24 protein-coding genes are annotated in these 26,809 nt (G+C 68.8%); 12 read left to right on the top strand and 12 right to left on the bottom strand.

Translation table 11 applies throughout. The features are described from left to right. From DFJ65_RS15240 to DFJ65_RS15230, 3 genes are all read right to left on the bottom strand, one after another. Positions 1 to 966 carry an ABC transporter permease gene (locus tag DFJ65_RS15240; RefSeq protein ID WP_115923753.1) on the bottom strand — a complete coding sequence of 322 codons (966 nt, stop codon included), beginning with the start codon at positions 964 to 966 and terminating at the stop codon, positions 1 to 3. A 6-nt stretch (positions 967 to 972) separates the two neighbouring features. Further along, entirely contained in the window at positions 973 to 1,983 is a 1,011-nt protein-coding gene (locus tag DFJ65_RS15235) for an ABC transporter permease (RefSeq protein ID WP_115923752.1), read from the bottom strand. 141 nt (positions 1,984 to 2,124) lie between these two features. Continuing rightward, positions 2,125 to 3,786 carry an ABC transporter substrate-binding protein gene (locus DFJ65_RS15230; RefSeq protein ID WP_115924377.1) on the bottom strand — a complete coding sequence of 554 codons (1,662 nt, stop codon included), beginning with the start codon at positions 3,784 to 3,786 and terminating at the stop codon, positions 2,125 to 2,127. A gap of 199 nt (positions 3,787 to 3,985) precedes the next feature. Between DFJ65_RS15230 and typA the strand changes: the two genes are divergently transcribed. The 4 genes from typA to DFJ65_RS15210 all read left to right on the top strand — a co-directional run bounded on the left by typA (position 3,986) and on the right by DFJ65_RS15210 (position 11,167). Next, positions 3,986 to 5,896, top strand: coding sequence for a translational GTPase TypA (typA, locus tag DFJ65_RS15225; protein WP_115923751.1), 1,911 nt, complete (start codon positions 3,986 to 3,988; stop codon positions 5,894 to 5,896). 37 nt (positions 5,897 to 5,933) lie between these two features. Then, the gene (locus DFJ65_RS15220) at positions 5,934 to 6,425 is read left to right on the top strand and encodes a flavin reductase family protein (protein ID WP_115923750.1); all 492 of its coding nucleotides are present in this window, start codon (positions 5,934 to 5,936) and stop codon (positions 6,423 to 6,425) included. A gap of 76 nt (positions 6,426 to 6,501) precedes the next feature. After that, complete coding sequence (locus DFJ65_RS15215) at positions 6,502 to 8,316, top strand: VanW family protein (protein WP_170144120.1); 1,815 nt, start codon at positions 6,502 to 6,504, stop codon at positions 8,314 to 8,316. Between the two features lie 10 nt (positions 8,317 to 8,326). Next, positions 8,327 to 11,167, top strand: a complete 2,841-nt coding sequence (locus DFJ65_RS15210; protein ID WP_115923748.1) for an FAD-binding and (Fe-S)-binding domain-containing protein — start codon at positions 8,327 to 8,329, stop codon at positions 11,165 to 11,167. A gap of 114 nt (positions 11,168 to 11,281) precedes the next feature. On the opposite strand, the gene DFJ65_RS15205 is transcribed toward DFJ65_RS15210, so the two are convergent. After that, positions 11,282 to 12,316: an LLM class flavin-dependent oxidoreductase gene (locus tag DFJ65_RS15205; protein ID WP_115923747.1), complete on the bottom strand. Its 1,035-nt coding sequence runs from the start codon at positions 12,314 to 12,316 to the stop codon at positions 11,282 to 11,284. 147 nt (positions 12,317 to 12,463) lie between these two features. Next, positions 12,464 to 13,474, bottom strand: coding sequence for a GNAT family N-acetyltransferase (locus DFJ65_RS15200; RefSeq protein ID WP_170144119.1), 1,011 nt, complete (start codon positions 13,472 to 13,474; stop codon positions 12,464 to 12,466). Positions 13,475 to 13,537: 63 nt separating this feature from the next. Here DFJ65_RS15200 and fdxA point away from each other — a divergent pair, with 63 nt between their 5' ends. From fdxA to DFJ65_RS15185, 3 genes are all read left to right on the top strand, one after another. Beyond that, positions 13,538 to 13,864 (top strand): ferredoxin, encoded by a 327-nt coding sequence (gene fdxA / locus DFJ65_RS15195; protein ID WP_115923745.1) that lies wholly within the window; start codon positions 13,538 to 13,540, stop codon positions 13,862 to 13,864. Continuing rightward, positions 13,861 to 14,967, top strand: coding sequence for a succinyldiaminopimelate transaminase (gene dapC, locus DFJ65_RS15190; protein ID WP_170144118.1), 1,107 nt, complete (start codon positions 13,861 to 13,863; stop codon positions 14,965 to 14,967). The genes fdxA and dapC overlap by 4 nt, the downstream gene beginning before the upstream one ends. A gap of 144 nt (positions 14,968 to 15,111) precedes the next feature. Further along, positions 15,112 to 16,398: a citrate synthase gene (locus DFJ65_RS15185; protein ID WP_115923743.1), complete on the top strand. Its 1,287-nt coding sequence runs from the start codon at positions 15,112 to 15,114 to the stop codon at positions 16,396 to 16,398. Between the two features lie 73 nt (positions 16,399 to 16,471). Here DFJ65_RS15185 and DFJ65_RS15180 read toward each other — a convergent pair whose 3' ends face one another. Then, entirely contained in the window at positions 16,472 to 17,485 is a 1,014-nt protein-coding gene (locus DFJ65_RS15180) for a hypothetical protein (protein WP_115923742.1), read from the bottom strand. Further along, entirely contained in the window at positions 17,482 to 18,447 is a 966-nt protein-coding gene (gene dapD, locus DFJ65_RS15175) for a 2,3,4,5-tetrahydropyridine-2,6-dicarboxylate N-succinyltransferase (RefSeq protein ID WP_115923741.1), read from the bottom strand. The genes DFJ65_RS15180 and dapD overlap by 4 nt, the downstream gene beginning before the upstream one ends. 63 nt (positions 18,448 to 18,510) lie before the next feature. Between dapD and dapE the strand changes: the two genes are divergently transcribed. The 4 genes from dapE (at position 18,511) to DFJ65_RS15155 (ending at position 22,110) form a co-directional block, all read left to right on the top strand. Then, the gene (dapE, locus tag DFJ65_RS15170) at positions 18,511 to 19,599 is read left to right on the top strand and encodes a succinyl-diaminopimelate desuccinylase (RefSeq protein ID WP_115924375.1); all 1,089 of its coding nucleotides are present in this window, start codon (positions 18,511 to 18,513) and stop codon (positions 19,597 to 19,599) included. After that, a complete protein-coding gene (locus tag DFJ65_RS15165) occupies positions 19,596 to 20,390 on the top strand; it encodes an LOG family protein (RefSeq protein WP_115923740.1) in 795 nt (264 codons plus the stop codon). The genes dapE and DFJ65_RS15165 overlap by 4 nt, the downstream gene beginning before the upstream one ends. 63 nt (positions 20,391 to 20,453) lie before the next feature. Beyond that, complete coding sequence (locus tag DFJ65_RS15160; RefSeq protein WP_245950318.1) at positions 20,454 to 20,753, top strand: DivIVA domain-containing protein; 300 nt, start codon at positions 20,454 to 20,456, stop codon at positions 20,751 to 20,753. Between the two features lie 52 nt (positions 20,754 to 20,805). Then, positions 20,806 to 22,110, top strand: a complete 1,305-nt coding sequence (locus tag DFJ65_RS15155) for a hypothetical protein (protein ID WP_147301417.1) — start codon at positions 20,806 to 20,808, stop codon at positions 22,108 to 22,110. A gap of 87 nt (positions 22,111 to 22,197) precedes the next feature. On the opposite strand, the gene DFJ65_RS15150 is transcribed toward DFJ65_RS15155, so the two are convergent. From DFJ65_RS15150 to DFJ65_RS15135, 4 genes are read right to left on the bottom strand one after another with little or no spacing between them, the layout of a single operon-like run. Further along, positions 22,198 to 23,496 carry an SPFH domain-containing protein gene (locus tag DFJ65_RS15150; protein WP_115923738.1) on the bottom strand — a complete coding sequence of 433 codons (1,299 nt, stop codon included), beginning with the start codon at positions 23,494 to 23,496 and terminating at the stop codon, positions 22,198 to 22,200. A gap of 24 nt (positions 23,497 to 23,520) precedes the next feature. Beyond that, positions 23,521 to 24,009, bottom strand: a complete 489-nt coding sequence (locus tag DFJ65_RS15145) for an NfeD family protein (RefSeq protein ID WP_115923737.1) — start codon at positions 24,007 to 24,009, stop codon at positions 23,521 to 23,523. Positions 24,010 to 24,042: 33 nt separating this feature from the next. Then, positions 24,043 to 24,837, bottom strand: coding sequence for an enoyl-CoA hydratase-related protein (locus tag DFJ65_RS15140; protein ID WP_115923736.1), 795 nt, complete (start codon positions 24,835 to 24,837; stop codon positions 24,043 to 24,045). Further along, complete coding sequence (locus DFJ65_RS15135) at positions 24,834 to 25,679, bottom strand: PaaX family transcriptional regulator (RefSeq protein ID WP_115923735.1); 846 nt, start codon at positions 25,677 to 25,679, stop codon at positions 24,834 to 24,836. The genes DFJ65_RS15140 and DFJ65_RS15135 overlap by 4 nt, the downstream gene beginning before the upstream one ends. A 219-nt stretch (positions 25,680 to 25,898) precedes the next feature. Between DFJ65_RS15135 and DFJ65_RS15130 the strand changes: the two genes are divergently transcribed. Continuing rightward, on the top strand, positions 25,899 to 26,066 hold the full coding sequence (locus DFJ65_RS15130; RefSeq protein ID WP_115923734.1) for a DUF3117 domain-containing protein: 168 nt from the start codon (positions 25,899 to 25,901) through the stop codon (positions 26,064 to 26,066). Between the two features lie 89 nt (positions 26,067 to 26,155). Here DFJ65_RS15130 and DFJ65_RS15125 read toward each other — a convergent pair whose 3' ends face one another. Then, positions 26,156 to 26,788 (bottom strand): O-methyltransferase, encoded by a 633-nt coding sequence (locus DFJ65_RS15125; RefSeq protein WP_115923733.1) that lies wholly within the window; start codon positions 26,786 to 26,788, stop codon positions 26,156 to 26,158. Positions 26,789 to 26,809 lie beyond the last annotated feature (21 nt).

Here is a 26,809-nt window from a genome sequence, read left to right as displayed (position 1 = left end):
TCACCTCCGGGACTTCGGGTCGAGGGCTTCGCGCAGGGACTCACCCATGAGCGTGAAGCCGAGTGCGGCGGCGATGATGCACAGCGCCGGGTAGACGGCCATGTGCGGGAAGGCGTCGACGAGGTCCTGCGCCTTGCCGAGCATCTGGCCCCATTCGGGCGAGGTGTCGTCGGGGTTGCCGGCGCCGAGGAACGACAGCGCGGCCGCGTCGATGATCGAGGTGGCGAACACCATCGTGGCCTGCACCAGCACCGGCGACAACGAGTTGGGCAGCATGTGCCGGAACACGATCGCCGACGGTTTCACACCGAGCGCACGCGCGGCGAGCACGTGATCGCTGGAGCGCTGCGCCATCATCGAACCGCGCAGCAACCGGGCGAAGGTCGGTGTCATCGCGACGCCGATCGCCACGATCACCGTGGTCTGCGAGGCGCGGCCGAACATCGCCGCGATCGAGAAGGCCAGCAGCAGTGACGGCAGCGACAGCATGATGTCGACGATGCGCATCACCAGCGAGTCGACCCAGCCACCCAAGGCGCCGGCGAGGGTGCCGAGGATCAGCCCGCCGACGAAGGCGAAACCGGTCGCGCCGAACGCGATGATCAGCGTGTTGCGCGAGCCGTAGATGAGTCGGCTCAGCAGGTCGCGGCCGCTGGTGTCGCCACCGAGCGGGTAGCCGTCCTGGGCGTCCGGCACCTGGTGGTTGGCCGAAACCTGGTCGATGAGGTCGCGCGCCGTCGGGTCGTGCGGCGCGAGCAGCGGCGCGAAGATCGCCATCAGGAAGATCAGTGCCACGATCACCGCACCGATGATGAACATCGGGTTGCGGCGCAGCCGCTCCCAGGCGCTGGCGATGAGGCTGACGCCCTCGCCGTCCTTGATGCCACCGGCGTCGACGTCGGAACGCGCGGTCGACTCGGCGAGCTCGTCGATGCGCGCCTTCTTGGAGTTTGCGTTGAGAACCATCGTCGATCACCGGATCCTGACGCGCGGGTCGATGTACGCGTACGCAATGTCGACCAGCAGATTGATGAGCACGTAGGTCAGTGCGGCCATGATGATCAGCACCTGCACCACCGAGTAGTCGCGGGTCTCGAAGCCGACCTTCATCGCATCGCCCAGCCCGGGGATCGAGAACACCGTCTCGGTCAGCACCGCACCGGTGAGCAGACCACCGACCTGCAGACCGATGGTGGTGACCACCGGGAGCATCGCGTTGCGCAGCACGTGGCGGGTGCGGATGGTGCCCGGCTTCAGACCCTTGGCCTCCGCGGTGCGGATGAAGTCCTCGTCCAGCACGTCGAGCACCGACGCACGGGTGATGCGGAAGATCACCGCGAACGGGATGGTGGCCAGGGCGATCGCCGGCAGGATGAGGTGCTTCACGGCGTCCCATGCGGCGTCGTACTCGCGGGTGATGAGACCGTCGAAGATGAAGAACCCGGTGACGCGGGTGGCGTCGAGCTCGGGACTCTGGCGACCGGCGACCGGCAGCAGGTGCCAGTCGACCGCGAAGAACTGCTTGAGGATCACCGCGAGGAAGAACACCGGCACGGCGACGCCGACCAGCGAGACCAGAATGCCCAGCCCGTCGAAGATGCCGCCGCGCCGCTTCGCCGCGAGGTAGCCGAGCGGGATCGCGGTGACGAGTGCCAGCACGATCGCGAAACCGGTGAGTTCGATCGTGGCGGGGAGGCGGTCGAGGAACACCCTCATGGCGTCGGTGCCGGCCGCGACCTGCGAGCTGACACCGAAGTCGCCGCGCACGGCGTTGGTGAGGAACTTCCAGTACTGCACCGGCAGCGGCTGGTCGAGTCCGAGGGTCTTGCGCAATTGAGCGGCGCGTTCGGGGGTGGCGCGCTCACCGAGCATGGCGGACACCGTGCCGCCGGGGAGCATGCGCAACCACACGAAGATCAACAGAGACAGCGCGAACAACACGCCGATCATCTGGATCACCCGGCGGGCGATGTAACGCAGCAACGCGGGCTCCTTCCGTGGGGTGGGGTACGTGGGCGGCCGGCTCACGAGGCGTGGGTGCCGGCAGACGCACCGGCGGCCGTGCCCGGTAACACTAGGACACGGCCGCCGGCTTCGGGCTGAACCTTGCTTACTTCTTGGGGCTTACTTCTTGACCGCGGTGGAGAAGTCCTCTGCGGTCAGCGGGCTCGCCACGATGCCGCTGATGTTCTTGCCGAACACGATCGCCGGCGGCGAGTTCGAGATCGGCAGACCGGGCATGTAGTCCTTCATCAGCTTCTCGCTCAGCTTCTTGTACGCAGCCGTGCGCTGTCCGGCGTCGACGATGCTGTCGGCGTCGGTGATCTCCTTCTGCAGCTGCGCGCCCCACGGGTAGGAGGTGACGCCCATCTGCTTGCCGATGAAGAAGTTGGCCAGGAAGTTGTCCGGGGTGTTGTAGTCACCGGTCCAACCGATGGAGAACGCCGGCGACGCACCGTTGGAGGTGCCGTCGGTGTAACCACCGGCCCACGGCTTGGTGACCGTGTTGACCTTCACGCCGACCTTCTCCCAGTCGGCCTTGACGGCCTGGAAGATCTTCTGCGGGTCGGGCATGTAGGGGCGGGTGACCTCGGACGGGTACCAGAGGTCGATCGACAGGTTCGACTGTCCGGCCTCCTTGAGCAGGCTCTTCGCCTTCTCCGGGTCGTACTTGTACTGCTGCACCGCGTCGCTGTAGCCGTCGACGGTCTTCGGGTACCACTGGGTGGCCACCGTCGCGCCCTCGGGCAGCTGGGTCTTGACCAGCTGGTCACGGTTGATCGCGTAGTACAGCGCCTGGCGGACCTTGAGGTCCTTCAGTGCGGGGTTCTTCGTGGGGTTGAGGCCCAGGTAGAGGATGTTGAACGCCGGGCGAACCATGAGGTTCATGCCCGCGCTCTTCAGCGAGGCCCAGTCGACGGGGTTGGGCAGGTCGTAGCCGTCGACGTCACCGGCCAGCAGTGCCTGCTTGCGCGAGGTGCCGTCGGGGATGATCTTGAAGACCAGCTTGGCGACCTTGGCCTTCTCGCCGTGGTAGTCGTCGTTGCGCACGAGGGTGACCGTCTTGTTCTGGACGTCGTACGACTCGAACTTGAACGGGCCGGTGCCGGTCGGGTACTTGGACGCGTACTCGGACTGGGTGATGCCGTCGCCCTGCGCCTTCACGTCGTTCGCCTTGTACTTCTCGAGCGCGGTCGGGCTCTGCATCGACCAGGCCGGCAGGCCGAGCAGCGCCGGGAACTTCGAGGTCGGACGCAGCAACTTAAGCTCGACGCTGTCTTCGCCCTTTGCGGTGCAGCCCTGGTAGAGGTCGGTCTTCGACTTGTTGAAGCCGCCCATGTTGTCGTTCCAGTACGACGCGGCGGTCTGGCCGGCCTCGTTCTGCTTGTCCATGCGCTCGAAGTTCTTGCACACGGCGTCGGCGTTGAACGGGGTGCCGTCGGAGAACTTCACGCCGGTGCGCAGCTTGAACGTCCAGGTCTTGCCGTCGGAGCTGGGGTTCCAGCTCGTGGCCAGGCCCGGCGTGAGGTCGGCGGTGCCCGGTTTGAAGTCGACCAGGCCCTCGAACATCTGCCGGGCGGGTCGGAACGACTCGCCGTCGGTGGCGTAGAAGGGGTCGAAGGTCTTCGGCGCGCCGGCCGCGGCGAAGGTCATGGTGGCGTTGGAGGTGCTGCCACTGGAGCCGGAAGTGCCACTTTCGTCGCGCTTCGACTCCGCGCATCCGGACAGCACCAAGGCCGCCACACTGGCCACTGCGAGCGCACTGACCTTGCGAGAGCTCTGCATGTTTTGTTCCTCTTCCTCGTCGTCGGCGGGCACACTCGTGCCCCGGCCGGTTCGATAAGGGCGACCCTAGACCCACGCACACAGGATTCATCGAGCGTTCACAGGCCGTTACGAAGTTGAGTCCTCACGTCCGGCGTGGACGGGTGCGCGCGTTCGGCGTGGTACGGAGCACAGGTCGGAGTCTGCGAGAATCGCAGTCATGCCTTTGAAGACCCGCGACGACGTTCGTAACGTCGCCATCGTTGCCCACGTCGACCACGGAAAGACGACCCTCGTCGACAAGATGCTCTGGCAGGCGGGTGCTTTCGGCGAGCGCGACACCGTCGAGACCACCGGCGAGCGGGTGATGGACTCCGGCGACCTCGAGCGCGAGAAGGGCATCACCATTCTCGCCAAGAACACCGCCATCCACTACAACGGCCCGTCGGCCAAGGACGCCGGCCAGGACCAGGTGGTCATCAACATCATCGACACCCCGGGTCACGCCGACTTCGGTGGCGAGGTGGAGCGCGGGCTGTCGATGGTCGACGGTGTGGTGCTGCTGGTCGACGCGTCCGAGGGGCCGCTGCCGCAGACCCGTTTCGTGCTGCGCAAGGCGCTCACGGCGAAGATGCCGGTCATCCTGTGCATCAACAAGGTCGACCGTCCCGACTCCCGCATCGAGGAGGTCGAGGAGGAGACCTACGAACTGTTCATGGACCTGCTCGACGACGCCGAGGGCAACATGGACCAGCTCGACTTCCCGGTCGTCTACGCGTCGGCGAAGAACGGCATCGCCTCCACCACCCGTCCGGGCAACGGTGCGCTGCCCGACGGCGACTCGCTCGAGCCGCTGTTCAAGACGATCCTGGAGACCATTCCGGCGCCGGCCTACGACGACGAGGCGCCGCTGCAGGCCCACGTGACCAACCTCGACTCGTCCAACTTCCTGGGCCGCCTCGCCCTGCTGCGCGTGCGCAACGGTGAGATCAGCAAGGGCCAGCAGGTCACCTGGTGCCGTCACGACGGCACCCAGCAGAAGGTGAAGATCACCGAGCTGCTGATGACCTTCGGTCTCGACCGCGAGCCGGCCGAGACGGCCGGACCGGGCGACATCATCGCCGTTGCGGGCATCCCCGACATCACCATCGGCGAAACCCTCGCCGACGCCGAGAACCCCATCCCTCTGCCGTTGATCCAGGTCGACGAGCCGGCGATCTCGATGACGATCGGCACCAACACCTCGCCGTTGGCCGGCAAGGTGCGTGGGTCGAAGGTCACCGCCCGCTTGGTCAAGGACCGCCTCGACCGCGAGCTCATCGGCAATGTGTCACTGCGCGTGCTGCCCACCGAGCGTCCCGACGCGTGGGAGGTGCAGGGACGTGGTGAGCTCGCGCTCGCGATCCTCGTCGAGCAGATGCGTCGCGAGGGTTACGAGCTGACCGTCGGCAAGCCGCAGGTGGTTACCAAGCAGGTCGACGGCAAGGTGCACGAGCCGGTCGAAGCGCTCACCATCGACACGCCGGAGGAGTACCTCGGCGCGATCACGCAGATCCTGGCGGCCCGCAAGGGGCGCATGGAGCAGATGACCAACCACGGCACCGGCTGGATCCGGATGGAGTTCAAGGTGCCGTCGCGCGGTCTCATCGGTTTCCGCACGGAGTTCCTCACCGAGACTCGCGGCACCGGCATCGCCCACCACGTGTTCGACGGCTACGAGCCGTGGTTCGGCCAGATCGTCACCCGCCTGTCGGGCTCGATGGTCGCCGACCGCACCGGCCCGGTCACCGCGTACGCGATGGTCAACCTGCAGGAGCGCGGTGTGCTCTTCGTCGAGCCCGGCACCGAGGTCTACGAGGGCATGATCGTCGGCGAGAACTCCCGCGCCGACGACATGGACGTCAACATCACCAAGGAGAAGAAGCTCACCAACGTGCGCGCCTCATCCGCCGACAACTTCGAGAAGGTCATCCCGCCGCGCCGGCTGTCGCTGGAGCAGAGCCTGGAGTTCTGCCGCGAGGACGAGTGCGTCGAGGTCACTCCGGAGGACGTCCGCATCCGCAAGGTCGTGCTCAACGCCGGCGAGCGCGCACGCGCCTCCGCACGGGCCCGCAACGCCGACAAGTCCTGAGCACCCGTCCCGAAAGCAACCCAATGGAGGTGACTCGATGACCGACGCAGTCGACCCCGACGAGTACCGCCAGGCAATCGGCCGGCTGGTCTCCGGGGTCACCGTCGTGACGACGGTTGCCGACGGCATCGACCACGCGATGACCGCCAACGCGATCACGTCGGTGTCGCTCGACCCCGTCCGGCTGCTGATCTGTGTCGAGCGCGAGGCGCGCTTTCACGACGCGGTGATCGCGAACGGCACCTGGGGCGTGTCGATCCTGGACGCGGCCCAGCGTCCACATGCGGTGTGGTTGTCGACGCGCGGTCGACCCTTGCACGGACAACTCGACCGGGTGCCGCACCACCGCCACGAATCCGGCGTGCCGTTGCTCGACGGTTCGTTGGCAACAATCGTGTGTCGAACCGCCGACACCCTTGTGTCCGGCGATCACACCATCGTGGTCGGCGACGTACTGTCCTTGCAGATCGCGGAGCAGCCGGGTGAAGCGCTGGTCTACTTCCGCGGTCGGTTCGGCAGCCAGAAATAAGCGACTCGCACGGCGTCCGAGGGGCGACGCGCGCCTCGGCGCGTGCGAGATCAGTGGATGAATGAGTGAGAGCGCAGTGAGCGAGAAGCAGACTTCGCGACGGGGACGATGGGCCGCACTGGCCGGTGGCGGGCTCGTGGTGCTGTTGGGCGCCGGCTACGTCGGCACCGCGGCGGCCGTCACCAACAAGGTGCCCGACGGCACGAAGGTGGCCGGTGTCGACGTCTCGGGGATGAGTTCGACGAGGGCCGCGGACGCCGTGGAGAAGCACACGAGCGGTCTGCTGTCGCGCCCGGTCACGGTCCACGCGGACGGCAAGTCGATCACCCTCGACCCGGCCAAGTCCGGACTCTCGCTCGATGCCGGTCAGGGTGTCGACGGGCTCACCGGGTTCTCGCTGAGCCCGACGGTCGTCAAGGAGCACCTGTTCGGGGTCACCCAGGACCGCCCGCTCAGGGCGAAGGCCGACCTCGACAAGCTCGCCGCCGCGATCACCGCTGAGGGCGGCACCTTCAAGGGCTCGGCGACCAACGGTTCGGTGCGCTTCGACAACGGCAAGGTCGTCGTCACCCGCTCGACCGACGGCACCGGCATCCAGGCCGACGCCGCTGCCCGGCAGATCGCGGCCGGCTGGCCGGCGAAGACGTCGTTCACCGCGACCATCGGTCACGTGGAGGCGCCGCTGACGAACGCCGAACTCGACGCGTTCGTGCGCGATTTCGCCAACCCCGCGATGAGCGGTCCGCTCAAGATCAAGGTGGGCGACAAGGTCGCCGAGCTCACGCCGCAGGACGTCTGCGAGTTCCTCAGCGCGAAGGTCACCGACGGCAAGATCGCGCCGGTCGTCGACGAGGCGAAGCTGAAGAGCGCGCTCGACTCGTTGTCGAACACCCTCACGACCGCACCGGTCAACGCCCACTACGGGGCGAACGGCGCGATCGTCGAGGCCAAGAACGGCACCGAGGTCGACCCGACCGGCGCCGCCGCTCTCGTGGTGAAGGCGCTCACCGCGACCGACCGCACGGTCACCCTCAAGACCAAGCCGGTCGCGGCCCGGATGACCGCCGCCGACCTGAAGAACCTCGGCACCACCCAGATCTCCGAGTTCGTGTCGCCCTACCCGACGGGGCCCGCGAACGCCGCCCGTACCACCAACATCAAGGTCGCGCTCAGCAAGATCAACGGCATGATCGTGGCTCCCGGTGAGCAGTTCAGCCTGCTGCAGGCGCTGAGCCCGATCGAGGCGTCGAACGGTTACGTCGAGGCCGGCGTGCTGATCGACGGTCGCCACGGCAAGGGCACCGGCGGCGGCATCTCCCAGGTGTCCACGACGCTCTACAACGCCACGTTCTTCGCCGGCGTCCAACTCGACGAACACACCGAGCACGCCTACTGGATCCCGCGCTACCCGATGGGCCGCGAAGCCACTTTGTGGGTGCCGACGATCGACAACAAGTGGACCAACGACACCGGCCACCCGATCCGCATCCAGGCGGGCACCGAGGGCAACGCGGCCGTCATCCGGCTGTTCGGCACGAAGACCTTCAACGTGAAGACGACCACCGGGCCGCAGTTCGCGTTCACCGACCCCAAGACGCGCTACCTGGACGAGTCGGGCTGCGAGCCGCAGACACCTGCGCAGGGCTTCTCGGTCACCGTCACCCGCACCGTGACCGACCTGTCCGGCAAGGTCGTGAAGAGCGAGAGCCGCACGACCAAGTACATCCCGCAGGACCGCGTGATCTGCGGACCCGACCCGAGCAAGGCCCGCGCCTCCAGCAGCGCGACGTCGAGCCGTAAGCCGACGAGCTCGTCCACGAGCACGTCGAGCACGGCCGCGAAGCCGTCCAGCACGTCGACACCAGCGACGCCGAGCAGCACGAAGAAGTAGATTCACCGGCGTGAATCCCACCCCCGAAGCCGTCACCGAAGCGCTGCGCCGAGCCGGACTGCGGGACGTGCTGGTCGACGGCACGAATCGCGCCGCCTACTCCACCGACGCCTCGCTCTACCGCCTGCTGCCGACCGCGGTCGTGCGCCCGCACGACCGCGACGAGGTGATCGCTGCGCTCGCGGCGTGCCGCGAGCTCTCGGTGCCGGTGACCTCCCGGGGTGCCGGCACCTCGATCGCCGGCAACTCGATCGGCACCGGGGTGGTGCTCGACTTCAGCAAACACATGAACCACCTGGTGTCGCTCGACGCCGAGGCAGGCGTCGCTGCGGTGCAGCCCGGCATCGTGCACGCGGCCCTGCAGAAGGCGGCGCTGGCCGCGGGTTGGCGCTACGGGCCCGACCCGTCGTCGCACACCCGCTGCACGATCGGCGGAATGATCGGCAACAACGCCTGCGGCTCAAGGGCGCTCGGCTACGGCAAGACCTCCGACAACCTGCTGGCGTTGGAGTCGGTGCTGGCCGACGGCACGGTGCTGCGTACGGCGCGGTCGACCGCGCGCGCCGATGCGGTTGCCGCGTCCCCGCTGCTGGCTGACCTCGACCGGTTGGTCGGCAGCGAGCTGGCGCTGGTGCGCCGGGAGTTCGGACGCTTCGGGCGCCAGGTGTCGGGTTACGCGATGCAGCAGTTGCTGCCGGAGAACGGTTTCGACGTCACCGGCTTCCTCGCCGGTTCGGAGGGCACCCTCGCGGTCGCTACGGAGGCCATGGTGCGGCTGGTCAAGGAACCGGCCCGGCGCCTGCTGGTCGTGCTCGGCTATGCCGACATCTACGACGCGGGCGACGCCGCGGCGGGTTTGCTGCCCTTCGCACCGGTGGCGCTCGAGGGCATGGACCGCCGGATCGTCGACATCCTCACCGCGCGCCGTGGGCCCGGCGCGGTGCCACCGTTGCCCCGCGGCGACGGCTGGTTGTTCGTCGAGCTGGCCGGAGACGATGCCGGCGAGCTCGGGTCGATTGCCGAACGCGTTGTCGCGCAGTCGGGTTCGATCGATTCGATGATCGTGCCCGACCCCGTGGTCGCTGCCGCTCTGTGGCGGGTGCGCGAAGACGGTGCGGGGCTGTCCGGTCGCTCACCGCGCGACCGGCCGGCGCACGCCGGCTGGGAGGACGCCGCGGTGCCGCCGCAGCAGCTCGGCCCCTACCTGCGCGAGTTCGACGCGCTGATGACCGAACACGACCTCACCGGCCTGCCGTACGGGCACTTCGGCGACGGGTGTCTGCACATCCGCATCGACTTCCCGCTCGCCGCCGACGGGGGCACGGCCGCGTTCGGGTCGTTCCTGGAGGCGTCCGCGCAGTTGGTGGCCAAGTACGGCGGCTCGCTGTCGGGTGAGCACGGCGACGGCCGCGCGCGCAGCGGGCTGCTGCACCACATGTATTCGCCCGAGGCGATCGACCTGTTCGGTCGGGTGAAGCGGATGTTCGACCCGTCCGGCCTGCTCAACCCGGGGGTGCTGGTCGACCCCGACGCGCCGACCGACCACCTGCGCATTCCGGCCGCGAAGGCGCCACGGGAGCCGCTCGCCCTGCTGTACCCGCACGACGGCGGCGACTTCTCCCAAGCCGTCCACCGGTGCACCGGTGTCGGCAAGTGCCGGGCCGACAACGGCGGCTCGCACGGCGTGATGTGCCCGTCGTACCTCGCCACCGGCGACGAGAAGGACTCCACCCGTGGCCGCGCCCGGGTGCTGCAGGAGATGCTCAACGGCACCTCGGTGCGGGGCTGGGACGCCCCCGAGGTGCACGACGCGCTCGATCTGTGTCTGTCGTGCAAGGGGTGCCTGTCCGACTGCCCGACCGGCATCGACATGGCCTCCTACAAGTCGGAGGTGCTGCACCAGACCTACAAGGGCAAGCGGCGTCCGCTGTCGCACTACACCCTGGGCCGGCTGCCGCAGTGGGTTCGGCTGAGCCGCAAGACATCTCGGCTCGCCTCGAAGCTCGTCGCGGTCGGCAGCCGCCCGGCGGCGGCGAAGCGTTTGGCCGGGGTCGACCCGCGCCGCTCGGTGCCCGAGTTCGCGCCCCAGACCTTCCGTGCCTGGTGCGCGAAGAACGGCGTTGCCGCGTTCGACCCGTCCGACGACCGGCCCGATCGGGTGGTGTTGCTGGTCGACACCTTCACCAACTACTTCACGCCGGCCACAGGTCGGGCTGCGGTGCGCGTGCTGCGCGACGCCGGTTTCGAACCGGTGGTCGTCGAACGCGACGGCTGCTGCGGGCTCACCCTGATCAGCACCGGTCAGCTCGACGCCGCGAAGAAGACCCTCGGCAAGTCGATCGCCGACCTCGATCCTGTTGCGGCGCAGGGACTTCCGATCATCGGGTTGGAGCCGTCGTGCACCGCGGTCTACCGCAGCGACGCCGCGGAGCTGATCGGTTCGCCGGAGTCGGCACGCGTCGCGGGCAAGGTGGTGACGCTGGCGGAATTCCTGGCCACGGTGCCGGGCTGGCAGCCGCCCGACCTCACCGGACGCAAGGTCGTCGCCCAGCCGCACTGCCACCACCACGCGGTGATGGGTTGGTCGCCCGACGCCGAACTGTTGAAGCGGGCCGGCGCCGACGTGCAGCGGCTGTCGGGCTGCTGCGGCCTCGCCGGCAACTTCGGCATGGAAGAAGGGCACTACGAGGTGTCGGTGAAGGTCGCCGAGCGGCAACTGCTGCCCGCGCTCGCGGCGCAGCCGGACGCCGTCCTGCTCACCGACGGATTCTCCTGCCGCACCCAGGCCGACGATCTCGCGGGCCGTGCGGGCGTGCACCTGGCCGAGTTGCTCGACCCCGGCACCGACTGAAAACCCGCAAACGCGGCGTCACTCGTCAGTCGCTGCGGTTGCAGCCGCAGCAGCTGACAAGTACTGCAGCGTTTGGGGGAGAGGCGGGCCGGGTTGGCCGGAGGGCGGACGGCGTCAGTCGGCGAGCAGTTCGCGCACCCGCGGGATGACCTCGGTGCCGTAGAGCTCGATCGAACGGCGCAGGTGCTCGTCGCGCACCGGTCCGTTGCTGTACTTCAGGTCGAAGCGGTCGAGTCCGAGGGTCTTGACCGTGTCGGCGATCTTGCGTGCGACGGTTTCGGGCGACCCGACGTACATCGAGCCGTGGTCGGCCTCGGCCTCGAACTCCGCCGGGCCGCTCGGACCCCAGCCGCGCTCGCGGCCGATGTTGTTGCGGTTGGTCAGCCACGCGTCGCGCACCTGGTTGCGCGCTTCCGCGTCGGTCTCGGCGATGTGGCCGGGGGAGTGCACGCCCAGCGGCAGGCTGATCTCGAGCTTGTCCTGCGCCTCGCGGTAGAGGTCGACGAAGGGCTGGAACCGGCGCGGGCTGCCGCCGATGATCGCCAACATCATCGGCACCCCGTGGGTGACGGCGCGGATAACCGACTGCGGTGAACCGCCGACGCCGACCCATGCCTTCAGGCCGCCTTCGGTGCGCGGCATGATGACGGCGTTGTCGACCGGACGGCGGTGAGTTCCGTTCCAGGAGAAGCGTTCCGGCTCGGCGAGCAGCTTGGCGAACATGTCGAACTTCTCCTCGAAGAGGAGTTCGTAATCGGCCAGGTCGTACCCGAAGAGCGGGAACGATTCGGTGAACGATCCGCGACCGACGGTGATCTCGGCGCGTCCGTTGCTGATCGCGTTGAGCGTGGAGAAGCGCTCGAACACTCGGATGGGGTCGTCGCTGCTCAGCACGGTGACGGCGGTGCCGAGGGTGATGCGCTCGGTACGCGACGCGGCGGCCGCGAGCACCATGTCAGGGGCGGAGATCGCGAAGTCGCCGCGATGGTGTTCGCCGAAGCTGATCGCGTCGACCCCGGCCCGGTCGGCGATGACCGCGTGCTCGACGTGGTTGCGGATCTCCTGGGCCGCGCTGTTCGCGTTGCCCTGCGCGTCGACGCTGATGTCGCCGAACGAATCAAGACCCAGTTGGACGGTTGCCTGCGCCATGGCTGCCTTTCGTGGAGGTTCGTGCCAACCTACAAGGTAGTGGACACGTCATCTATTCCGCCCCATCGCAAACGCTGCGGTTCCCGGCACGCGCTGCGGTTGCAACAGCAGCGTCTGCAGGGGCGCAGCGTTTGCGGAGGGGTGGGTTCAGTCGAGGCGGGCGTACCAGTACTCGTGGTGGGTCGTGAACCCGAGCGACTCGTACAACCCGATGGCCGGCGCGTTGTCGGCGCTCACCTGCAGGTAGGCCGAGCGCACTCCGCCGGCATCGGCGTCGCGGGCCGATTCACCGACGAGTGCGCGGCCGAACCCGTTGCCCCGCTCGGCGGGCAGCGTGTGCAGGTCGTAGAGCCCGATCCAGCCGGGGGAGTAGGCGATTCGGCCCGCGGCCACCGCTTCGCCCGATCGGCGGCGCACCGTCAGGTAGCGCCCGTCGTGCACCTGCGCGAGCAGCCGCTCGACCAACTCGCGGTGCTCCACGGTGCGGGGGCTGGCCGCCGTCCACCACCCCTCGGACGGCGCAGGCAGCACCTCGACCGCGGTGTCGGGGACGGGTCGTGCGAGCGCGACCTCACGGGTGGCGGCCGTCATCACGAAGGTCTGTTGGAAGACGCGTCCGCCGCGGGCGAGCACCTCGGCGGCCACCGGGTGGGCCGAGACGTCGAACCCCTGCTCACCGGCGATCTGGAACAAGGCGGGCTGCCCGAGGTCGCCGTACGCGGCACGCACCTCGTCGACCGCCTCGGCCAGCGGCATCCCCGGATCTCCCACTGCCAGAGCCGAATTGGCGCGCCCGGTGAAACCTTCGGCGGAGCGGAGCAGCCAATCGCCGATCGGCATCCGCAACAGCCCGGGCAGCCCGTCGACCATGAGCCGTTGCAGGTCGTCGATCGCGATCGTGCGGTGTGGTCGCCCGCGCCGGTCGGAGCGGGGCGGGATCTCCTTCGCGGCCACCACCTCGGCCCACGGCACGACCACCGTGCCGGCGCGTGACTCGACGGTGGCACCCGCCACGTCGGCCGCCACCAACTCCCCGGTCACATCGGTGAACCGGGCTCCCGAGGGGTCGTCGGGAGCCAGTCTGCGCCGCACCGCGACCCGCCGCCCGACACGTAACGGCCAGGGAAGGTGAGACTTACTCGGCTCCTCGTGCGACACCCCGGCATACTAGTGACGGACTCGCGAGCAGCCGCTCCCCAGATCAGCAGGAGGATTCCTCTCATGACGTACGTCATCGCCCAGCCCTGTGTCGACCTCAAGGACAAGGCGTGCATCGAGGAATGTCCCGTCGACTGCATCTACGAGGGTGAGCGCAGCCTCTACATCCATCCCGACGAGTGCGTCGACTGTGGCGCCTGCGAGCCGGTCTGCCCGGTCGAGGCGATCTACTACGAAGACGACACGCCGGAGGAATGGGCCGACTACTACAAGGCCAACGTCGAGTTCTTCGACGACCTCGGCAGCCCGGGTGGTGCCGCGAAGATGGGCCTGATCAACAAGGACCACCCGCTGATCGCCGCGCTGCCGCCGCAGTCGCACGACGAGTGAGTCGACGACTTCCCGACTTCCCCTGGGACACCCTTGCCGCGGCGAAGGCCACGGCGCAGGCGTATCCCGGGGGTTTCATCGATCTCTCCGTCGGCACCCCGGTCGACCCGACGCCGCAGGTGGTGCGCGACGCGCTCGCCGCGGCGTCCGACGCCCACGGCTACCCGCAGGTGTGGGGCACCCCCGATCTGCGCGAGGCGATCTCGGCGTGGTTCGCCCGGCGGCGCAACGCCCACGGCGTCGACCCGGACGGCGTGCTGCCGGTGGTCGGCAGCAAGGAGTTCGTCGCCTGGTTGCCGACGATCCTCGGGCTCGGCCCGGACGACGCGGTCGGCTTCCCGGAGGCCGCCTACCCGACGTACGACGTCGGTGCCCGCATCGCGGGCGCCCGCCCGGTGCCCGCGGCGTCGACCGTGCAGTTCGGTCCGAGTGCGCCGAAACTGTTGTGGCTCAACACTCCCGGCAACCCCACCGGGCAGGTGCTCGGCGTCGAACACCTCGCGAAGGTGGTGCGCTGGGCGCGTGAGCGTGGCGTGATCGTCGCCAGCGACGAGTGTTATTCCGAACTCGACTGGCGCGAGGGCGTCGACGACCTGACCACGCCGAGCATCCTCGACGACCGGGTCTGTGCGGGTGACCACACCGGACTGCTGTCGGTCTACTCGCTGTCGAAGCAGTCGAACATGGCCGGCTACCGCGCCGCGTTCGTCGCCGGTGACCGCGATCTGGTGCAGCAGTTGCTCGCGTTCCGCAAGCACGCCGGGATGATCGTGCCGTGGCCGGTGCAGCGTGCGCTGCTCGCGGCCGTGCAGGACGACGCGCACGTCGCCGAACAGAAAGAGCGCTACCGCCGTCGGCGCGCAATGCTCAAGGCGGCACTCAACGAATCCGGTTGGCGCACAGACTATTCCGACGCCGGTCTCTACCTCTGGGCGACGAAGGGTCAGCCCTGCCGGGCGACTGTCGACGAGCTCGCGGCGAAGGGCATCCTCGCCGCTCCGGGCGACTTCTACGGTGCCGCTGGGGCCGAGCACGTGCGGATCGCGCTCACCGCGTCCGACGAGCAGATCACGTCGGCGGCGCAGCGCTTGACCAGTGGTTGAACAAGGCGTTTCACCAAGCCTGCAGAACTGAGATTCTTCACACCGGGGTGCCCCGCGACGCGTTCGGACGCTGGGGTACCGTCACCTAAGGCTCAGCAACCGGCATCGTTGCCGGTTCCAGTGAGGACGGAAGGCACTTCCCTTATGACTGACACCGCTCCGGCCACCTTCGCCGCGGGTGACAAGAACCTCGAGTTCGCCGTCATCCCGGCGACTGAAGGCAACGACGGATACGACATCTCCGCGCTGCTGAAGGAAACGGGCAACGTGACGCTCGACGTCGGTTTCGTGAACACCGCGTCGTGCAAGTCGGCAATCACCTACATCGACGGCGACGCCGGCATCCTGCGCTACCGCGGCTACCCGATCGACCAGTTGGCCGAGAAGTCCTCGTTCCTCGAGGTCTCCTACCTGCTGATCTACGGCGAGCTGCCCACCAGCGAGCAGCTGGCGGAGTTCACCGCGAAGATCCAGCGCCACACGATGCTGCACGAGGACCTCAAGGACCTCCTCGCTGCGTTCCCGCGCGACGCGCACCCGATGTCGGTGCTGTCGGCGGCCGTCTCGGCGCTCGGCACCTTCTACCAGGACTCCCTGTCGATCACCGACAAGGACCAGGTAGAGCTGTCCACCATCCGCCTGCTCGCCAAGCTCCCGACGATCGCGGCCTACGCGTTCAAGAAGAGCCAGGGCCAGCCGACGCTCTACCCGGACAACAACCTCGACCTCGTCGAGAACTTCCTGCGCCTCACCTTCGGTTACCCGACCGAGGACTGGACGCCGAACCCGGTCGTCACCAAGGCGCTCGACCAGCTGTTCATCCTGCACGCCGACCACGAGCAGAACTGCTCGACCTCCACCGTCCGTCTGGTCGGTTCGGGTCACGCGAACCTGTTCTCCTCGATCTCGGCCGGCATCCACGCGCTGTCCGGTCCGCTGCACGGTGGCGCCAACTCGGCCGTGCTCGAGATGCTCGACACCATCGAGCAGGACTTCGGCGGTGACGTCGACAAGTTCGTCGAGAAGGTCAAGAACAAGGAAGCCGGCGTGAAGCTCATGGGCTTCGGGCACCGCGTCTACAAGAACTACGACCCGCGCGCCGCGATCGTGAAGAACGCCGCGGACGAGGTGCTGCAGGCCCTCGGTGTCGACGACCCGAAGCTGGCGATGGCTCGCCGCCTCGAGGAGATCGCACTCAGCGACGAGTACTTCGTGTCGCGCAAGCTCTACCCGAACGTCGACTTCTACACCGGCATCATCTACAAGGCGATGGGCTTCCCGACGGAGATGTTCACCGTGCTGTTCGCCATCGGTCGTCTGCCGGGCTGGATCGCCCAGTGGCGCGAGATGATGGAAGACCCGGCGACCAAGATCGGCCGCCCGCGTCAGATCTACATCGGCGAGACCGAGCGCGACTACCCGTCCGCCTGATCCCACTGCGCCAGAAGCCCGACCACCACGAGGTGGTCGGGCTTCTTCGTGTCTGTTCCAGGTGCGTGTGCGGCTAGTTGAGCTCGATCCGGACGGTGCTGTCGGAGCCGGTCGGGTGCTGCGCGGTGGTCCAGTTCCAGCCGGCCTTTCCCTTCTGCCGGTTCCACGCGTGGTCGCCGACGATCACCGAGGTGATCTGTTCGGACTGTGCGTGCGCGACGGCCCAGTGCCCCACCGACCACGCCTTCTGCGCCGAACCGGCCGGCACGGTGACGAGCTTGCCCGAGGTCGTAGCGTTGGTGATGCCGGCCTGGGTGCGCAGCTTGTCGGTCACCGCGGTCGGCGAACCGGGCGCGGTCGCGTCGTCGAGGCGGCACCCGACGGCCTGCGGGAACGACCCGTCGAACGCGGTGGCGAGCACCCGCCCCTGGGTCTCGTGGTCGGCGTACGCCTCCGGGTAACCCGAGCGCTGCACGGCTTGTGCCACATCGGTGAGCGGACGGGTCTGCCAGTCGGAGACCTTGACCAGCGCGTTGTAGAAACTGCGGCTGGCGTATACGGGGTCGAGAATCTGCTCGGCGGTGCCCCAACCCATCGTCGGACGCTGCTGGAACAGGCCGAGGGAGTCGCGGTCGCCGCTGCGCAGGTTGCGCAGCTTCGACTCCTGGATCGCGGTCGCGTTGGCGATCTGGCTGGCGCGGGTGCTCAGGCCGAGCAGGTCGGTGCCGACCACACTGATCGTCGCGGAGTTGGCCACCTGCTCCGGCGTCCACTGGTAGTCGAACCGGTCGTCGCGCACCTTGCAGCTGTTGGAGCCGATCGCGTCGGTGATGCGCTGGTAGCCGTAGTAGCCGCCGCCGGCGATGAGGCCGAGCAACGCGAGCGGGAGCAGGCAGCCCAGGGTGCTGGTCAGCCGGCTGCGCCGGTGGTCGGACTCGAACCGGTGCGACCCGAGGTGGATCGCGTCGTCGTCCTCGTCGCCCCAGTAGCCGTCGTCGGTGTCTTCGGTGTCGTCGTACGACCCGTAGCCGTCGTGCTCGTGGTGCGGCCCGTGCGCGTCGTCGGACCGTCGCCGCCGGAAGATCACGCCCCGGAGCCGGCCGGTCGACCGGAGGTGTTGGCGTGCAGTGCGTCGTTGAGTGCGATGCCCTGACCCTGGCGCGGACGGCATTCGACGACACCGGTCTCGGAGTTGCGAATGAACAGCATGTTCGAGCCTCCGGACAGCTCGCGCGCCTTCTTCACCGACCCGTCGGGCATCGTCACCTTGGTGCCGGCGGTGATGTAGAGGCCCGCTTCGACGACACAGTCGTCGCCGAGGGCGATGCCGACACCGCTCTGGGCGCCGAGCAGGCAGCGTCGACCGATGCTGACGCGCTCGGTGCCGCCGCCGGACAGGGTGCCCATGATCGAGGCACCGCCACCGATGTCGGAGCCGTCACCGACGACGACGCCCTGCACGATGCGGCCCTCGACCATCGAGGTGCCGAGGGTGCCGGCGTTGAAGTTGCAGAAGCCCTCGTGCATCACGGTGGTGCCGGGGGCGAGGTGGGCGCCGAGGCGCACCCGGTCGGCGTCGGCGATGCGCACGCCCGCCGGCACGACGTAGTCGGTCATCCGCGGGAACTTGTCGATGCCGTAGACCTGCACCGGGCCGTCCTGGCGCAGGCGGGTGCGGGTCTGCTCGAAGTTCTCCGGTGCACACGGCCCGACGTTGGTCCAGACGACGTTCTCCAGCACCCCGAACAGGCCGTCGAGGTTGATCGAGTTCGGTTCGACCAGGCAGTGCGACAGCAGGTGCAGGCGAAGGTAGGCGTCGGAGGCGTCCTTGGGTGCCTCGTCGAGGTCGATGCTGACCAGCACGACCTTGGTGCGCACCTCGCGCCGCGGGAAGTCGCGCACCTGGGACACCAGCTCCGTCGGCGCCGCGTAGGGCTCGTCGGCAGGCGCCTCGCCCAGGTGCGGGTTGGGGAACCAGGTGTCGAGGGTGCGGTCGTCGTACGTGATCGTGGCCAGGCCGAAACCCCAGGCCGTGCGCTGCGCGGTCATGCCACCAGGTTAGGCGGTGGACCCGTGCGGTCCGGGCAGCGACCGTCCGCCAAGATGGTGCGCATGGCAGATCTCGACCTGAGTTCGGACGTCGTCACCCTCACCGCGGCCCTGTGCGACATCCCGTCGGTGAGCAAGAACGAGCAGGAGATCGCCGACGCGATCGAGCGCGCGCTGCGCGCCCTGCCGCACCTGAGCGTCGAACGCGACGGCAACGCGATCGTGGCCCGCACCGACCTCGGCCGTGCCGAACGGGTCGTGCTCGCCGGTCACATCGACACCGTGCCGATCACCGTCGACCCGCCGAACGTCCCGGTGCAGCGCATCGACGGCGTGTTGCGCGGCCGCGGCACCACCGACATGAAGGGCGGGGTGGCCGTGCAGTTGGCGCTCGCCGCCGGCATCACCGAGCCGACCCGCGACGTCACCTACGTCTTCTACGACTGCGAGGAGATCGAGGCCGAGTTCAACGGCCTGGCACGGCTGGTGCGCAACCACCCGCAGTGGCTGGAGGCCGACTTCGCGGTGCTGCTCGAGCCGACGAACGGCGGCATCGAGGGCGGGTGCAAGGGCACGATGCGGGTCGACGTCGCGACCAAGGGCATCGCCGCCCACTCCGCCCGCCCGTGGAACGGCCACAACGCGATCCACGACGCGGGCGAGATCCTCGCCCGGCTGTCGGCGTACGAACCCCGCACCGTCGCGGTCGAGGGTCTGGACTATCACGAGGCGCTCAACGCGGTCGGCATCAGCGGCGGCATCGCGGGCAACGTGATCCCCGACCGCTGCGTGGTGTCGGTGAACTACCGCTACGCCCCCGATCGCGACACCGAGGCGGCCCTCGACCACCTGCGTGAGGTGTTCGCCGGCTACGAGCTGACGCTCTCCGACGCCGCGGACGGCGCCAAGCCCGGTCTCGACAAGCCGGCCGCGAAGGGCTTCGTCGACGCCCTCGCGCTGCCGGTGGTGGCCAAGGAGGGGTGGACGGACGTCGCGCAGTTCAGCGCGCTCGGCGTGCCGGCGGTCAACTTCGGCCCCGGCGACCCCAACCTCGCGCACACCGACGACGAACGCTGCCCCGAAGACCAGATCAGCGCCGCGCTCGCGGCGATGAAGCGGTGGCTGTCGCCGCAGGACGGAGCCGCCCGATGAGCGAGGCTGTGAACACGTCGAGCGAGTCGATCGAGGACGCGCAGCGGCGCGACTACCGGCGCGGCGCGACGACCCTGCGCGGGTCGCAGGTGCCGCGCACCACGACCGACCAGCGGTTGCTCGACCGGCAGCCCGACTCCGATTGGCTGCACACCGATCCCTGGCGTGTGATGCGCATTCAAGCGGAGTTCGTCGAAGGCTTCGGCGCACTCGCCGAACTCGGGCCGGCGATCGCGGTCTTCGGCTCGGCCCGCCTACAACCGGGCAGCGAGCACTACGAGAAGGGCGTCGAGGTCGGCCGGTTGCTGGCGCAGGCCGACTACGCCGTCATCACCGGTGGCGGGCCGGGTGCGATGGAAGCCGCGAACAAGGGCGCCTCGCAGGCCGGCGGCACGAGTGTCGGCCTCGGCATCGAGCTGCCCTTCGAAGCGGGTCTGAACGAGTACGTCGATCTCGGCGTCAACTTCCGCTACTTCTTCGTGCGCAAGACGATGTTCGTGAAGTACTCCCAGGGCTACGTCGTGCTGCCCGGCGGCTTCGGCACCCTCGACGAGTTGTTCGAGGCGATCACCCTGGCGCAGACGCACAAGATCACCAGCTTCCCGGTGGTGCTGCTGGGCGCCGACTTCTGGGCGCCGCTGCTCGACTTCGTGCGCGGCCGGTTGCTCACCGAGGGCATGATCTCGCCCGGTGACGTCGACCGGCTGCGGGTGGTCGACGACCCCGCCGAGGCGGTCGAGATCATCGTCCGGGAGTGCCGGCGGCTGCACGACGAGCAGGCCGGGCAGTGATCGACCACCTGTCGAGCACTCGCCGGCGCTGACCGGCACAGCCGTCGGCATTAACCTGTCGGGGTGATCGTCGTTCTCATCGTGCTGTTGGTGCTCGTCACGGGCCTGGCCGTTGCCGCCGTCCTGGGCCGATTCGGCGGCGGCGCCATGGACGACCCGGTCACCACCACGCCGTTCGAACCGCTGCCGGCCGGAGCACTGAAGTCGGCGGATGTCGCCGAGATCCGGTTCGACCAGACGATGCGCGGTTACCGCATGGGGCAGGTCGACGACGTGCTCGACCGGTTGCGCACCGAGCTCGACGAGCGCGACGCCGAGATCGCCCGACTGCGGGCGGAGCGGGACGAACTGACCGGCCGCTGAGCGAGGCTCAGCGGCGACGTCCGTCGCTGTGTGCGGGCATTGAGGAAAACCGTTGGGGGACACGACTATCGCAGGCGAGCAGAGCACGCGCGTGCCGCACGGTGGCGCGTCGGTCTCGCTCATCGCGTACGGCCGGGTGCGGCGCACCGTCGATCGGCTCGGCGGCTCGATCGACCGCCGCCTGACCTGGTGGGTGCTCGGCGGGTTCCTGCTCGCGCGGGTGTTCTCCGCCGTGCTGATCGCGTGGATGGCCCCGTCGAGCGGACGGCTGGTGGTCGCCAACCGGGAGGGCTCTGGCCCACTCGGCTACTGGGACATGGTGCATGCCTGGGACGGCAAGTGGTACGAGCAGATCATCAATGAGGGCTACCCGCAGGTGCTCCCGCTCGACCAGGAGAATCGCGTCGCTCAGAACACCTGGGCGTTCCTGCCGCTCTTCCCGACTCTGACCGCCGGCATCATGACCGTCACCGGCCTGTCGTTCGCGGTGGCGGGGTCGCTGCTGTCGATCGGGTGCGCCGCGGCCGCAGTGGTGTTGATGAGCGTGCTGCTGCGCGAGCGCATCGGCGCCCGCGCGGCGTTCGGCGCGACATTGCTCTTCTCCTTCGCCCCGTCGTCGCCGGTGCTGCAGATGACCTACACCGAATCGCTCGGCATCCTGCTGCTGACGATCTTCCTGTGGGGGATCACCCGGCACAATTGGGGCGTCGCCTGCCTCGCGGCCGTGCTGCTCGGCTTCGAGCGACCGATCGCGCTGTCGATGGCGGGCGTGGTCGTGGCGGTGCTGCTGCGGATGGTGCTGCGTCGACACACCGAACAGGTGCGGCCCCGCGACCCGGTGGGTGCCGTCACCACCCTGGTGGTGACCGGGCTGTCGGGTCTGGCCTGGCCGGCGGTGGCCGCCTGGCGCACCGGTCAGGCCGACGCCTATGTGCTCACCCAGGCCGCCTGGCGCGCCCCGGGCGGGGTGGTGCCGTTCAAACCGTGGCTGACCAACTTCCAGTTGGTCTTCGGCGAGGGGAAGGGCGTCATCGTCGTCTTCGTCGTGGTCGCCTGCTGGTTCCTGGTGATGGCCGGGCCGTGGTCGCGCGGGCTCGGGTTCGAGTTGCGCGCCTGGATGGTGTCGTACTCCCTCTACCTGGTGGCCATCACCGACGTCTGGACCAGCACCTACCGGTTCCTGTTGTTCCTCTGGCCGGTCGGCGCGATCCTCATCGGGGCCGCGCAGCCTCGTGCGCGCGACCGGTTGCTCGTCGGTTGGCGCACCGCGGCCTGGGTCGTGATCTTCGCCGGGTGGCAGATCTGGTGGGTCTTCGAGTTGTTGAAGTTCACCCCGCCCGCCGACTTCGCCCCCTAACCGCAAGAACGACACAAAACACGAGCCGGACGCCGGGTCGACGGGTGTCGATCCGGCGTCCGGCTCGTGTTGTTGAGCGTGGTGGCGTCAGCCCTGCTGGTCGGGGCGCTTGGGCAACTGGATGCCCGGCCCGAAGTCCGGCTGCTGCTGCGGCGGCACGGCGGGGAAGGACTGGGTCTCGCCGGCACCGATCGCCCGCGGGTCGCTGCCCGGCTGGGCCGGCGGCTGCGACTGGTCGACCTCGGGCTCAGGGGCCGGACGGCGACGGCGCGGCGCGGCCTCTTCGATCGGGTCGATGGTGACCGACTGACGGGCCACCGCCTCGGCCTCGGCGACAGCCTTCGCGACCGCCGGGTCACGGGACATGTCGAACCACTCCTCGACCTCGTCCTCGTCAACCTCGGGCACGTCGGAGTAGTCGGGCATCTCGTAACGGAACACGCCGTCGTCGCCCTGCTGGCCGAACGACTTCGCGAAGCCCTGCAACGCGGAGCCGAAGTCGGACGGCACGACCCACACCTTGCTGGCCTCGCCCTTGGCCATCTCGGGCAGGGTGCGCAGGTACTGGTAGGCGAGCAGTTCGGGGGTGGGACGCGAGGCGCGGATCGCGGCGAAGGTCTTCTCGATCGACTTCGCCTCACCCTGGGCGAGGAGGTACTTGGCGGCGCGGTCACCCTGGGCACGCAGGATGCGCGACTGGCGGTCACCCTCCGCGGCGAGGATGGAGGCTTGCTTGGCACCTTCGGCGGCGAGGATCTGGCTCTGCTTGTCACCCTCGGCCGACTTGATCGCCGACTCCCGGTGGGCCTCGGCCGCGAGGATCGTGGCGCGCTTCTCACGGTCGGCCTTCATCTGCTTCTCCATCGACTCCTGGATGGAGGGCGGCGGGAAGATCGATTTCAGCTCGACCCGGGCCACGCGCAGACCCCACCGGCCCGTGGCCTCGTCGAGCACGCCGCGCAGCTGGGAGTTGATCCGCTCACGGGAGGTGAGGGTCTCCTCCAGCGTCATGCCACCGACGACGTTACGCAGCGTGGTGGTGGTGAGCTGCTCGACACCGACGATGTAGTTGTTGATCTCGTAGACCGCGGCGCGCGGCTCGGTCACCTGGAAGTAGACGACCGTGTCGATGTTGACCGTCAGGTTGTCCTCGGTGATCACCGGCTGCGGCGGGAAGCTCACGACGCGCTCACGCAGGTCGACCTTCGCGCGGATGCGGTCGACGAACGGCATCAGGAACAGCAGCTGCCCCGAGACGGTCTTGGTGTAACGCCCCAGCCGTTCGACCACGGCAGCCTCGGCCTGCGGCACGAGCGCCACCGACTTGACCACGATGATCACCGCGAGCAGCGCGATGATCGCGGCGATGATGAGCAACGGTTCCATGTGTTCTCCCCAATGTTTGGACGCTTACGCGCCCGGTTCGACGCCGGGCCCGGCGCCGGTGTCTGTGTCGAAGTCTGTGTCGAGGTCCTTGTCGACGAGCGCGATCGCCCCGTCGATGCGTTCGACGACGAGCCGTTCACCCGGCTCGAACACGAAACTGCGTCGGGCGGGGCGGGCCGACCACTCCTCGCCGCCGATGCGCACCAGGCCGCCGTCCTCGTGCACCCGCTCGATCACCTCGGCCCGTGCCCCGAGCAGCGCGTCGGTGTTCATGGCGTGCTTCGGGCCCGACAGGAAGTGCCGCTTCATCGGCGGCCGCACCAGCAGCAACAGCCCGATCGAGACGACGGCGAAGACGAGCGCGCTCACCCAGGTGTCGGCTCCGGCAGCGGACGTGCCGGCGGCAGCCAACGCGCCACCGCCCAGCATGAGCAGCACGAACTCGCCCCCGACGACCTCGAGTCCCACCAACGCGAGACCCGCGATGATCCAGAAGAGTGTCGCCCCGTTCATGCTTTCTCCCTCCCCGCCGGGCGGCCCGGCGGATCAGCGACCTTCGAAGACCGGCGGACGCTTGGCGATGAAGGCGTCGACCGCGGCGCGGTGGTCGGCCGTGTCGCCGGTGAGCTTCATCAGTTCGCCTTCGTTGGCCAACGATTCGGACAGGTCGTGAGTTGCGGAGTAGGCGATCGCACGGCGCACCGAGCCGTACGCGATGGTCGGCCCGGCAGCCAGCCGGCCGGCGAGTTCGGCCACGGCGGCGTCGAACTCGTCGTCGGGCACGACCTTGGTGGCGAGGCCCAGTTCGAGCGCCTCGGCCGAGCGGACGGTGCGGGGAAAGAACAGCAGTTCCTTCGCCTTGGCGATGCCGACCAGGCGCTGCAACGACCACGACGACCCGGAGTCGCACGACAGCGCGATGCCGGTGAAGGCCAGGTTGAAGCCGGCGCTCTCGCGCAGGATGCGCAGGTCGCAGGCGAACGCGAAGGCGGCGCCGGCTCCGGCCGCCACCCCGTTGACCGCCGCGATGACCGGCTTGTTCATGGTCGAGAGCAACTCGACGATCGGGTTGTAGTGCTCGACCACGGTGGTGCCGAGGGCGTCGTCGCCGGTCTCGAGCAACCCGAGGTGTTCCTTGAGGTCTTGACCGACGCAGAACGCGCGGCCGGTGCCGGTCAGCACCACCACCCGCACGGTGTCGTCGCCGGCCACCTGCTGCAGCGCCGCGACCAGCCCCTCCTTGGTGGGGATGTCGAGGGCGCACATGTCATCGGGCCGGTTGATCCGGACGGTGGCGACGCCACCCTCGCGCTCGACCAGGACAGGTGCGTCGTCGCTCATCGGATCTCCTCGGTGTTCGGCTCGGTGTTCGGGCCGTCGGTGGGGTCGGTCGTGCTGCGGCCCAAGGCTGTTCGGATACAGGTATCAACGTATCCGGCAGCGCCGGGCCGAAGGCAGGCGGCTACGTCACGGAACTGCTTCGATGCCCGCGAACCCGGCCAATCGGGTGGCAGCACCTCGAGCGGGAGGCCGGGGTCGGTGAACAGGAACTTGCGCCACTCGTGCAACGCCAGGGAGCGGGTCGTGTAGCACTCCAGATCGCCGGCGGCATCGACGTCCGGCAGGTCGGCGACCAGGTCGGTGAGCCAGCGGATGTAGCCGTTGTGAGCCTCGGCCAGCGCGTCGAGGTCCCACATCTCGGCGGCGAACCGCACCGGGTCGCCGGTGAGGCGGGAGCGGAACTCGCGATAGCCGTCGCCGAGGGTTTCGGCGAGGTCGTCGCTGGGGCGGGGCGCCACCCAGGTGTCGGCTGCGAGGCGGGCATACCCGAGGTACTCCATCGATCCGCGCACCCGGGCACGCACCGAACGGTCGGCGCTGTGCTCGACGACCACGAGGTGCCACTCGCCGTCCCACTCGGGGGTCCGGTCGGCATAGATGCGTTGCGCGGCGGACCCCAGGCGGTGCCGGGCACGCGAGGTGAGTGCGTAGCCACGCACCCCGGAACGGGTTTCGGCGTCCAGCCACCCTTCCCGTGCCATCCGGGAGATCGCGGTGCGGGTCGCGGCCGGCGCGACGTCGACCACCCCCGTCAACTGCACCAGTGCGGCGACCGGCGCCCACCCGGTGGTGCCCAGGAGGTGGTCGCCGTAGATGTCGAAGACGGCGGACCTGGCGAGCATGGGCCCATCGTGCCAGTCCAGCGGCCCGAGGCCGCGCTGCACGCCACGACGCACGCCACGATCGCACGAATCGGCGGGCGCGAATTTCCTCCTCGCCACCTGGAAGGGGGATAATGAATCGGCAGAGGGCGTGTCACCGAGACATCGGCGAGACAACGAACTGCGTGGACGACGACGCGCCCGTCACAGACTTGCCACGCAGCGGAAGGGGAAGCACCCATGGCGGCGATGAAGCCGAGGACTGGCGACGGCCCGCTCGAAGTGACCAAGGAAGGTCGCAGCATCCTGCTGCGCATGCCGCTCGAAGGCGGCGGCCGCTTGGTGGTCGAGATGAACGCCGAGGAAGCGCAGGCGTTGGGCGATGCCATCAAGGGCTGCATCGGCTGACCGGCCGCACCCGAACGAAAAGACCCGCGGACCTCGAGGTCCGCGGGTCTTTTCGTGTCCGGAAGGCTCGACAGCCCGGAAGGCCGAGGTCAGCGCTTGACCGCCACCAGCAGGCCGTCACCGACCGGCAGCAGCGTGGTGTCGAGGCTGTCGTCGTCGCGCAACTGCTTGCCGAGGTCGCGCAGGATGCGGGTGACGTCGTCACGGGCGGCAGGGTCGGCGACCTGGTCGTGCCAGAGCATGTTGTCGATGGCGAGCACCCCGCCCGGGCGCAGCAGGCGCAGCGCCTGCTCGACGTACGCCGGGTACTCGGTCTTCTCGCCGTCGACCAGCACGAGGTCGTAGCCGCCGTCGGTGAGGCGCGGCAGCACCGACAGGGCGCTGCCCACGATCGTCCGGGTGCGTTGCGGCGGGTAGCCGGCCTCGGCGAACGCCTGCTTGGCGGCGTGCTGGTGCTCACTGGAGATGTCGATGGTGGTCAGGATGCCGTCGGCGGGCATGCCCGACAGCAGCCAGAGACCGCTGACCCCGGCGCCGGTGCCGATCTCGACCACGGAGCGTGCGTGGTTGGCGGCGGCCAGCATCCGCAGGGCCGCGCCGGTGCCCGTGCCGACGGGCACGGCGCCCAGTTCGTCGCCGCGCACACGTGCGCGCTCGATCAGTTCGGGCTCGGGAATGAACTCCTCGGCGTAGGTCCAGGTGCCGGGTCGCATCGACGTCATGACTCAGCAATCTACTTGCCG

This window comes from Calidifontibacter indicus (assembly GCF_003386865.1).
Lineage (GTDB): Bacteria > Actinomycetota > Actinomycetes > Actinomycetales > Dermatophilaceae > Yimella > Yimella indica.
Note: the sequence above shows the minus strand (reverse complement) of the source record. Positions and strands in the feature narration are given on the sequence as shown.

What these genes read in the sequence shown, in the direction of transcription:
- DFJ65_RS15240 (WP_115923753.1), bottom strand. Translation starts at nt 966, where the DNA reads ATGGTTCTCAACGCAAACTCCAAGAAGGCGCGCATCGACGAGCTCGCC.
- DFJ65_RS15230 (WP_115924377.1), bottom strand. Translation starts at nt 3,786, where the DNA reads ATGCAGAGCTCTCGCAAGGTCAGTGCGCTCGCAGTGGCCAGTGTGGCG.
- typA (WP_115923751.1), top strand. Translation starts at nt 3,986, where the DNA reads ATGCCTTTGAAGACCCGCGACGACGTTCGTAACGTCGCCATCGTTGCC.
- DFJ65_RS15220 (WP_115923750.1), top strand. Translation starts at nt 5,934, where the DNA reads ATGACCGACGCAGTCGACCCCGACGAGTACCGCCAGGCAATCGGCCGG.
- DFJ65_RS15205 (WP_115923747.1), bottom strand. Translation starts at nt 12,316, where the DNA reads ATGGCGCAGGCAACCGTCCAACTGGGTCTTGATTCGTTCGGCGACATC.
- fdxA (WP_115923745.1), top strand. Translation starts at nt 13,538, where the DNA reads ATGACGTACGTCATCGCCCAGCCCTGTGTCGACCTCAAGGACAAGGCG.
- DFJ65_RS15185 (WP_115923743.1), top strand. Translation starts at nt 15,112, where the DNA reads ATGACTGACACCGCTCCGGCCACCTTCGCCGCGGGTGACAAGAACCTC.
- dapD (WP_115923741.1), bottom strand. Translation starts at nt 18,447, where the DNA reads ATGACCGCGCAGCGCACGGCCTGGGGTTTCGGCCTGGCCACGATCACG.
- dapE (WP_115924375.1), top strand. Translation starts at nt 18,511, where the DNA reads ATGGCAGATCTCGACCTGAGTTCGGACGTCGTCACCCTCACCGCGGCC.
- DFJ65_RS15165 (WP_115923740.1), top strand. Translation starts at nt 19,596, where the DNA reads ATGAGCGAGGCTGTGAACACGTCGAGCGAGTCGATCGAGGACGCGCAG.
- DFJ65_RS15150 (WP_115923738.1), bottom strand. Translation starts at nt 23,496, where the DNA reads ATGGAACCGTTGCTCATCATCGCCGCGATCATCGCGCTGCTCGCGGTG.
- DFJ65_RS15145 (WP_115923737.1), bottom strand. Translation starts at nt 24,009, where the DNA reads ATGAACGGGGCGACACTCTTCTGGATCATCGCGGGTCTCGCGTTGGTG.
- DFJ65_RS15140 (WP_115923736.1), bottom strand. Translation starts at nt 24,837, where the DNA reads ATGAGCGACGACGCACCTGTCCTGGTCGAGCGCGAGGGTGGCGTCGCC.
- DFJ65_RS15135 (WP_115923735.1), bottom strand. Translation starts at nt 25,679, where the DNA reads ATGCTCGCCAGGTCCGCCGTCTTCGACATCTACGGCGACCACCTCCTG.
- DFJ65_RS15130 (WP_115923734.1), top strand. Translation starts at nt 25,899, where the DNA reads ATGGCGGCGATGAAGCCGAGGACTGGCGACGGCCCGCTCGAAGTGACC.
- DFJ65_RS15125 (WP_115923733.1), bottom strand. Translation starts at nt 26,788, where the DNA reads ATGACGTCGATGCGACCCGGCACCTGGACCTACGCCGAGGAGTTCATT.